This window comes from Escherichia sp. TW14182 (assembly GCF_000208525.1).
Classification (GTDB): domain Bacteria; phylum Pseudomonadota; class Gammaproteobacteria; order Enterobacterales; family Enterobacteriaceae; genus Escherichia; species Escherichia ruysiae.
The window spans coordinates 1-6304 of sequence record NZ_AEJZ01000126.1 but is presented as its reverse complement, the minus strand read 5'-3'; the positions used below and the strand labels follow the sequence as shown (position 1 = coordinate 6304).

The following is a 6304-nucleotide window of genomic DNA, read 5'->3' as shown; positions in this document are numbered from 1 at the left end:
GGTTCGAATCCCCCCCTCACCGCCATATTTAAAGAAGAGCTCGTACGAAAGTGCGAGCTTTTTTTCGCATTTTATCTGCCTGTACGGCAGTGAACATGGTGGGCGGGTGGAGTATGTTACCTGTGAATTTCTAAGCTGCCTGTACGGCAGTGAACCGAATGGCTTTTGATTCCTCGCTAAAGCGCACTTTCTAAGCTGCCTGTACAGCAGTGAACTCAAATACTACACGTTTAGCCCGTTGTTAATAAAGCAAAACCATCTCATTTTCCTGCTACCACCCTTTTTTATCCTTACCTTCCCGCAGGACTAATTATCAACAACTTACCATCATCATTAAAAAAAGGGTCTGAACCTCCTCCACCCCATAAACAAAAAGTCCGTAACCTCTTTCGAGATTACGGACTTCACCAACCTACCTAACAATCAGATTAATGCGCTGCTTCCGCCTTGTGCTTTTGCGCACTCTGGAACCCGTAGGTCAGCTCATTTTTCTCTTTATCCAGTGCAACGGTGACCTGACCGCCGTCCACCAGCGAGCCAAACAGCAGTTCGTTAGCGAGCGGTTTTTTCAGGTTGTCCTGAATGACGCGAGCCATCGGACGTGCACCCATTGCCCGGTCGTAACCTTTCTCGGCCAGCCAGTTACGTGCTTCCTGACTCACTTCCAGAGAAACTCCTTTTTGATCCAGCTGAACCTGCAACTCGACGATGAATTTATCCACCACCTGATGGATTACGTCGGTTGACAGATGATCGAACCAGATAATGTTGTCGAGACGGTTACGGAACTCTGGCGTAAAGATCTTCTTGATCTCTTCCATCGCATCGGTGCTGTTATCCTGGTGGATAAGGCCAATAGATTTGCGCTCGGTTTCACGTACCCCGGCGTTGGTGGTCATCACCAGCACCACGTTACGGAAATCTGCCTTGCGTCCGTTGTTATCGGTCAGCGTGCCGTTGTCCATCACCTGCAACAGAATGTTGAATACGTCCGGATGCGCTTTCTCGATTTCGTCCAGCAGCAGCACCGCGTGCGGATGTTTGATCACCGCATCGGTCAGCAGACCACCCTGATCAAAACCAACGTATCCCGGAGGTGCACCAATCAGGCGGCTGACGGTATGACGCTCCATATACTCGGACATATCAAAGCGTAAAAGCTCAATGCCCAGGGCTTTGGAAAGCTGTACCGTCACCTCGGTTTTCCCGACCCCAGTTGGACCAGCAAACAGGAACGAACCGACCGGTTTATGTTCGTGGCCTAAACCCGCACGCGCCATCTTGATAGCCTCAGTCAGCGCCTCAATGGCTTTATCCTGACCGAAGACCAGCATTTTCAGGCGATCACCGAGGTTTCTCAGCGTATCGCGGTCACTCTGAGAAACGCTCTTCTCTGGAATACGCGCAATACGGGCTACCACGGACTCAATATCCGCCACATTGACCGTTTTCTTGCGCTTGCTTACCGGCATCAGGCGTGCGCGAGCGCCCGCTTCGTCGATAACGTCAATCGCTTTATCCGGCAGATGACGATCGTTTATGTATTTCACCGCCAGCTCTACCGCCGCACGCACCGCTTTCGCGGTATAACGCACGTCGTGGTGCGCTTCGTACTTCGGTTTCAGGCCGTTGATGATTTGAACAGTTTCTTCGATCGACGGTTCAGTAATATCAATTTTCTGGAAGCGACGCGCCAAAGCACGGTCTTTCTCGAAAATGTTGCTGAACTCCTGATAGGTTGTCGAACCAATTACGCGAATTTTACCGCTGGAGAGCAACGGTTTGATCAGGTTAGCTGCATCCACCTGACCGCCAGAGGCTGCACCTGCGCCGATGATGGTGTGGATCTCATCAATAAACAAGATGCTGTTTGTATCCTGCTCAAGTTGTTTAAGCAATGCTTTGAAACGTTTTTCAAAGTCGCCGCGATATTTGGTGCCCGCTAACAGAGAACCGATATCGAGGGAGTAAATCGTACAGTCAGCCATCACTTCCGGTACATCGCCCTGAACAATACGCCAGGCAAGACCTTCCGCAATGGCGGTTTTACCGACGCCAGACTCCCCGACCAGCAGCGGGTTGTTTTTACGGCGGCGACAGAGAACCTGAATGGCGCGCTCCAGTTCCTTCTCACGACCAATCAGCGGGTCGATTCCTCCCACGCGTGCAAGCTGGTTCAGGTTAGTCGTGAAATTCTCCATACGGTCCTCCCCACCAGCTTGTTCTTCACTGCTCGGCTGGTTTCCTGGTTCAGAAGACTGAGATGGCTCGTCTTTACGCGTGCCATGAGAAATAAAGTTCACCACATCGAGACGGCTGACTTCATGTTTGCGCAACAGATACGCCGCCTGTGACTCCTGTTCGCTAAAGATAGCAACCAGAACATTCGCACCGGTAACCTCACTGCGACCGGAGGACTGAACATGGAAGACCGCACGTTGCAGTACACGCTGAAAACTCAGCGTCGGCTGTGTGTCGCGCTCCTCTTCACTGGCAGGCAGAACGGGTGTGGTTTGTTCAATAAAGGCTTCCAGTTCCTGACGGAGCGCCACCAGATCCACGGAACATGCTTCCAGCGCCTCCCGAGCAGACGGATTACTGAGCAATGCCAGTAACAAGTGCTCGACGGTCATAAACTCATGACGGTGCTCGCGCGCTCTGGCGAAAGCCATGTTTAAACTGAGTTCCAGTTCTTGATTGAGCATAGGCACCTCCCCCAATTTTTATGCCTGCATTCAGGCTTTTTCCAGCGTACACAGCAATGGATGCTCGTTCTCCCTCGCGTACTTGTTCACCATCGCCACTTTGGTTTCTGCAACCTCGGCGGTAAAGACTCCGCAAATGGCCTTCCCCTGGTAGTGAACAGCGAGCATCAATTGCGTTGCACGTTCTACATCATAAGAAAAGAATTTTTGTAACACGTCAATAACAAACTCCATCGGAGTGTAATCATCATTGACTAATATCACTTTATACATAGATGGCGGTTTTAGCGCGTCACGCACTTTTTCTTCCGCCAGTTGATCAAAGTCCAGCCAGTCGTTCGTTTTACCCATTGTCAGTTATCATCTTCGGTTACGGTTATCGGCAGAACGCTCTGCCGCTGACAAGAGCTTATTTGCCTGACCAATCTACTCCACATAATAGATAAGTATCATCTATCGTTGGCATCAGCGACATCAGTCACATTACTGTCAATAGCGTTAACTGCTTCAAATTTTTGATGCATACCTACCCCCTGGCCCCTGTCAAACGCTTGACGACTCGCCCTATTTCTCTAAATTGTATTTCTAGAGTTGGCGAGGTTTTGAACTGCCCCCTCTCTGACCCCGGTTTATTCCATCTTACTTGTATAAGATTTGCGAAGGATGTCGAAGCATGGAAAAGGGTACTGTTAAGTGGTTCAACAATGCCAAAGGGTTTGGTTTCATCTGCCCTGAAGGCGGCGGCGAAGATATTTTCGCTCATTATTCCACCATCCAGATGGATGGTTACAGAACGCTAAAAGCTGGGCAATCCGTTCAGTTTGATGTCCACCAGGGGCCAAAAGGCAATCATGCCAGTGTTATTGTGCCCGTCGAAGTAGAAGCGGCAGTCGCATAGCTCTTCTGTCTCATTGTGTACATCCTACAGGCAAAATGCCAGCCCGATCGGCTGGCATTTTTATCTCAAATACTACTCTCGCGCCAGAGCATCCACTGGATCCAGCCGTGCCGCATTTCTCGCAGGCAGCCAGCCGAATAAAATCCCGGTAATGGTCGAGCAAAGAAACGCCAGCAGCAGCGCCAACGGAGAAAAGCCAATTTCCCAGCCGGGTAAAAAAAGCTGCAAGGTGAAAGCGATTAACAGCGAAAGAGAGATCCCCAACGCGCCACCCACCAGACAAACCAGCACGGCTTCGATCAGAAACTGTTGCAGTACATCGCTGGCTCGCGCCCCCACAGCCATGCGAATGCCAATTTCCCGCGTTCGCTCGGTCACTGACACCAGCATAATGTTCATTACACCAATGCCTCCAACCACCAGCGAAATCACCGCCACCAGCGTCAGAAACAGTTGTAAAGTACGTGTGGTCTTTTCGACGGTTTTCAAGACGCCGTCCATGTTCCAGGTGAAGAAATCCTTTTTGCCGTGACGCAGCGACAACAAACGCGTCAGTTGCTGTTCCGCCTCGGCGCTGTCAAAGCCTTCTTTCACTCTTACGGTAATTGAGTTAAGCCACGACTGTCCCATAACTCGCCCGGACATCGTGCTGTAAGGCAACCACACGCGCAGCACTTTACTACTACCAAACATCGACTGTTTTTCTTCCGCTACGCCGATGACCCTCGCTGGCATATTACCAACCAGAATCACCTCGCCAACCACATCCGCTTTATGCGGGAAAAGCTGACGGCGGGTATTACTGTCGAGAACGACGACCTGCGCGCGACCGTTGAGTTGCTCCTGATTAAAGGTGTTGCCTTCGCTGAAGGTCATGCCATAGACATTGAAATAATCGCCGCTCACGCCGTTGGCACTGGCAGCTACATCAACATTGTTATAACGCAGGCGCAGGTTTTGCGAGACAGCGGGGGTGGCAGAGGCGACCCACGGTTGTTTTTGAATAGCGATTAAGTCGTCGTATTTAAGCGCCTGTTGATATTGCGGATCGTCATCGCCAAAATCTTTCCCGGGATAGACATCAATAGTATTCGTACCAATAGAACGAATATCCGCCAGCACCATTTGTTTGGCGGCGTCGCCCACCACGACAATAGAAACCACCGACGCAATACCGATAATAATCCCCAGCATGGTCAGTAAAGTACGCATTTTATTCGCTGCCAGCGCCCGCCACGCCATCGTCAGCGCCTCGTTAAAACCGCTGACAAACTGCCGCCAGCCAGACGCCGTTTTGACTACAGGCTCCGTCCCGCCAGCAACATTCTCCTTTTCAATAGCGGGCGGATTGCGCACGATTTCGCCGTCGCGAATTTCGATCACCCGCTCGGCCTGAGCAGCGACCTGCGGATCGTGGGTGACAATAATCACCGTGTGCCCGCGATCGCGTAACTGATGCAGGATCGCCATGACCTCTTCGCCAGAATGGCTGTCCAGTGCGCCGGTCGGTTCATCGGCAAGGATCACCTGCCCGCCGTTCATCAATGCCCGCGCGATACTGACGCGCTGTTGCTGACCGCCGGAAAGCTGCGCAGGGTAATATTCTGTGCGGTCTTCCAGCCCCAGTCGTTGCAGTAACTCCTGGGCGCGCAGCAGTCGCTGTTTCCTCTCAAGACCGGCATAGACGGCGGGTACTTCAACGTTCTGCTCGGCGGTTAAATGCGAAAGCAAATGGTAACGCTGGAAAATAAAGCCAAAATGCTCGCGGCGCAGTTGCGCCAGCGCATCGGCGTCCAGTGTGGCAACATCCTGGCCGGCAACGCGATAGATGCCGCTGGTGGCTTTATCCAGGCAGCCGAGAATATTCATCAGGGTCGATTTACCAGAACCCGAAGCGCCGACAATCGCCACCATCTCACCGGCATAAATATCAAGGCTGATGCCCTTCAGCACCTCGACCTGCTCATCCCCAGCGGGATAGCTGCGGCGAATATCCTTCAATTCGAGCAAAGGCGTCATTGCGCAGCTCCTGGCTTGGCCTCACCAATCACCACTTCATCGCCCGCTTCCAGCCCTTTGACAATCTCAACATCGGTATCGTTACGTGCGCCAATCGTCACTTCACGCTCGCGTGTTTCACCATTACGCAACAATTTAACCTTATAACGATTATCACCAACCGGATCGCCTAACGCTGACAGAGGGATCGTCAGCACGTTTTTCACATCGGTGAGCTGAATATGAACCTGTGCGGTCATATCCAGTCGCAGCAAACCATTGGGGTTTGGGACTTCAAAACGGGCATAGTAGAAAATGGCGTCGTTAACCTTTTCCGGCGTCGGTAGCACGTCTTTAATCTGCCCTTCGTAGCGCGTCAGCGGATCGCCAAGCACCGTAAACCAGGCTTTTTGCCCCGGCTTCAGGTGAATGACGTCCGCTTCAGAAACCTGCGCTTTTACCAGCATGGTGCTCATATCCGCCAGCGTCAGAATGTTCGGTGCTTGTTGTGCGGCAATCACCGTCTGACCTTGCAGAGTGGTGATTTGCGTGACTTCCCCAGCCATCGGGGCAACGATGCGGGTGTAATCAAGATTGGTTTTAGCGGTGTCGAGAGAGGCCTGATTGCGCTTGATTTGCGCGTCAATAGTGCCGATTTGCGCCTGTTTCACAGCCATCTCCGTCGCGGCGGGGTCGCCGTCCC

The 6304-nt window shown here is 52.1% G+C and carries 6 protein-coding genes; 1 reads left to right on the top strand and 5 read right to left on the bottom strand.

Annotation, left to right across the window (positions count from 1 at the left end):
* Window positions 1–428: 428 nt before the first annotated feature.
* The 3 genes from clpA to EQY_RS26785 all read right to left on the bottom strand — a co-directional run bounded on the left by clpA (window position 429) and on the right by EQY_RS26785 (window position 3229).
* Window positions 429–2705 carry an ATP-dependent Clp protease ATP-binding subunit ClpA gene (clpA, locus tag EQY_RS0111810; protein WP_000934072.1) on the bottom strand — a complete coding sequence of 759 codons (2277 nt, stop codon included), beginning with the start codon at window positions 2703–2705 and terminating at the stop codon, window positions 429–431.
* A gap of 30 nt (window positions 2706–2735) precedes the next feature.
* On the bottom strand, window positions 2736–3056 hold the full coding sequence (gene clpS / locus EQY_RS0111805; RefSeq protein WP_000520781.1) for an ATP-dependent Clp protease adapter ClpS: 321 nt from the start codon (window positions 3054–3056) through the stop codon (window positions 2736–2738).
* Between the two features lie 98 nt (window positions 3057–3154).
* The gene (locus EQY_RS26785) at window positions 3155–3229 is read right to left on the bottom strand and encodes a hypothetical protein (RefSeq protein WP_212741843.1); all 75 of its coding nucleotides are present in this window, start codon (window positions 3227–3229) and stop codon (window positions 3155–3157) included.
* Between the two features lie 149 nt (window positions 3230–3378).
* Between EQY_RS26785 and cspD the strand changes: the two genes are divergently transcribed.
* Window positions 3379–3603, top strand: coding sequence for a cold shock-like protein CspD (gene cspD, locus EQY_RS0111800; RefSeq protein WP_000410785.1), 225 nt, complete (start codon window positions 3379–3381; stop codon window positions 3601–3603).
* A gap of 72 nt (window positions 3604–3675) precedes the next feature.
* On the opposite strand, the gene macB is transcribed toward cspD, so the two are convergent.
* Together macB and macA are read right to left on the bottom strand one after the other, a co-directional pair.
* On the bottom strand, window positions 3676–5622 hold the full coding sequence (macB, locus tag EQY_RS0111795) for a macrolide ABC transporter ATP-binding protein/permease MacB (protein WP_000188119.1): 1947 nt from the start codon (window positions 5620–5622) through the stop codon (window positions 3676–3678).
* Window positions 5619–6304: macrolide transporter subunit MacA (gene macA / locus EQY_RS0111790; RefSeq protein WP_001185098.1), on the bottom strand; the 686-nt coding region annotated here is incomplete at its 5' end. The genes macB and macA, both read right to left, overlap by 4 nt.